This is a genomic window from Peribacillus sp. NPDC058002, assembly GCF_042886655.1.
GTDB lineage: Bacteria > Bacillota > Bacilli > Bacillales > DSM-1321 > Peribacillus > Peribacillus aracenensis.
Genome location: NZ_JBHVQU010000371.1, coordinates 1 through 2,687, shown reverse-complemented (window position 1 = coordinate 2,687; position 2,687 = coordinate 1). Strand labels below are relative to the sequence as shown.

The 2,687-nt window shown below is 34.8% G+C and carries 2 protein-coding genes and 1 riboswitch; of the genes, one reads left to right on the top strand and one right to left on the bottom strand.

The features are described from left to right. On the bottom strand, window positions 1–1,169 hold a 1,169-nt coding region (locus ACFVSH_RS25175), incomplete at its 3' end, for a metallophosphoesterase family protein (RefSeq protein ID WP_387708473.1). 1,017 nt (window positions 1,170–2,186) lie between these two features. Then, a riboswitch (Lysine riboswitch) is annotated at window positions 2,187–2,365 on the top strand. Between the two features lie 134 nt (window positions 2,366–2,499). Here ACFVSH_RS25175 and ACFVSH_RS25170 point away from each other — a divergent pair. Continuing rightward, window positions 2,500–2,687: dihydrodipicolinate synthase family protein (locus tag ACFVSH_RS25170; protein ID WP_387708471.1), on the top strand; the 188-nt coding region annotated here is incomplete at its 3' end.

Below are 2,687 nucleotides of genomic sequence, written 5' to 3'. Positions count from 1 at the left end.
ATATAGAATTCAGAAAATGCGATGAAGTCTGCGTCTAACTCCCCTGTTTCCTTATTTTTGGCTGTAATGTGATAAGAATGTACGAGCATGTTATCTGTTGCCTGTGGAAATGTAATATTCAAACTTTTCAGTGCCGATTTTTCTTTTACAATCGAAGCCTTGTCTTTAACTGCAAAAACTGGTGGTAACTGATCTCGATCGTCTGTATATGTAAAGTTATTTTTTTTAGAAGGGTGTTTGATTACCCATGGTTTTCCTGCCCAATCGTCTTTATGAAAATCACGTTTTTTAAGGACAACTTCATTATTATAAACTTCTACAATCATACCTTGACTAATATCCCGATATCCTTCAGGATGAAACCCTTGAAGTTTGCCCGGCTCTAATTCCAAATAACTTACAGAAGATGTGCCAACAGACGTAAAGTCTTTTTGATGAATCGTTCTAGGGTCTTCAAGTGGATAATGAGAATGGCCTGAAAATGTAATAACCTGTGGATGTTTCTTTAATTTATCATATAAAAGTTCTTTATTTTCCTGAGTTCCCCATAAGTCACTTCCATACACAGTGTCTTTAATGTGTTGATGAAGAAAAACAAAGATTGGTTGGCCCGGATTCTCTTTTTCTGCTGCAGCTAACTTTTCGCCTAGCCAGTTAATTTGAGGAACAGAATATAAACCATGCGTATTACCATTTTCCGGACTTAACGTAATAAAATCATATCCATTTACTTTTTTATGATAGTAAAGGGAATCCATTCCTGTTTTCTCGAGAAAGCGATCTTGTGCTTTTTCTACTGAAAGTCCATTCCAATAGTCATGGTTTCCCATAGTGAACATGGATTGAACATCGCCTTGTTTCTTCTCATTATAAATGGAGAAGAACTTATCATATTCAGTAGCGTAGCCATAGTCCGTTAAATCCCCAACGACAACAAAAGCATCCTGTTCAGGCGCAGCTTTGTTTAATTGATCCATTGCTGTTCTAAACTTGTTCATATCAGCAGCTGATCCATCATCTATATGTACATCACTGATTACAGGAAAAACGAGCTCGGGTTTACGTTTATTATCTGAATTTGAAGATTCCGAGAATGCTTGTACATTTGATAAAGAAGTTGTTAATCCCACCGTTACAACTGTCAACATTGCAGCAAATTTACTTTTCACTTTCAAAATCTTTTTCCTCCTATATATCATTTAGCCGCTATAATTATGTAAGTATTTCCCAAGAAGTAAAATATCCTCCTCATTTTTCAATTTTTATGTGGTTTTCCAATTAAAATAGTAACTTTGCATTATTAATAAAATATAGGTTCAGTGTAATTTAAATATTAATAAATCAAATAATACCTATGGCCAATAGACATTCCGTTCACTTAAATTGTTTCTGGAGGAAAACTTAAGATAATTTTTCGCTTGTAGTAATGATTTGCCTTTGCTTGATGTAAAAGGGGAACTACCCCTTAACTACGTAGTTATCCCCACGAATCTTAATGGCTTTTATCATTCCATCTCATGGATTTGGAGATACGTATGCTGTTATACGTATCCCGTTCCAATCCTGAAAGGAATGAAAGCACCAAGAGTTCAATCCGTTTGATCTTGTTTGGCTGTGGATTTATATCCATTTTCAGCAACATAATCGCTAGTAAAATTGCCTTCTATAATGCTATCGAACATCTTCGGTTTGTCTTCCACTTTCATGCAATTGTTCTGACCAGTTTTTATCGGACCACAGATCATTTTGTCTTTGGTTTGGTTAACATTTGCTTGATGTTATTCATGGCCATCCTTTTCAATTTTTTGATAGTGTAATTGAATCAATGGAATCCTACTTACATTGAAGCAATCCGTTTTCTGCTTCCTAAACGACACTGATTTTCATATCTTTGCTGCCCTTTGTTAAATTTGTATCATGCCGTCCTCCCCACCTTGATCATCGTTCTAAGTATTCATAAGATACATACCAACTTTCATAAGCTCTATCACTTGTAAAACTGACTATAAAAGAGTGAAACTTTCCATACAGTTTGTTTTATAAAACTATCAATGTTGAGATTACATAATACTAAAAAAGGTGAATCCATTTATTCGAAAAAAACATTTCTAAATTGTCCTTGCAATAAAGAGGATTCCTTGTTATATTACAGTCAATTAAATATTTTCTTACTTCATACTTTTTGAAGTGAGGATAGAGGAGCAAAGACCATTAGTACACATTTTGAGGAGAATGAGATCCCATGACTATTGTGGAAAGGGGAATTTGCCGAAGCGGAAAGAATCTCATGTTCTTGAAGCTGGTTCTGCTATTGAATAAATGCAGGACTGTCATATAGGAAACTATATGGAGGGCTATCTTATGCGCGGAAACATTTTTTTGATAAATATTGTTTCTACTGCAGCAGCGAATCCTCGTTGTTGCTATTTTGCGTTTACTCCTGAATGGCCCTAACCACCTCTGAATTTTTATAAAAATTATACAAAAGGGCGTGAAGTTATGAATTTTGGCCAAGTTTTAACCGCAATGGTTACCCCGTTTAATCATAATGATGAGGTTGATTTTAATGCTACGAGAACTTTAGTAAATTATTTAATTACTAATGGTTCTGATGGATTAGTAATAGCTGGTACAACTGGAGAGTCTCCTACATTAACTGCAGAAGAGAAAGTGGAATTGTTCAAAAT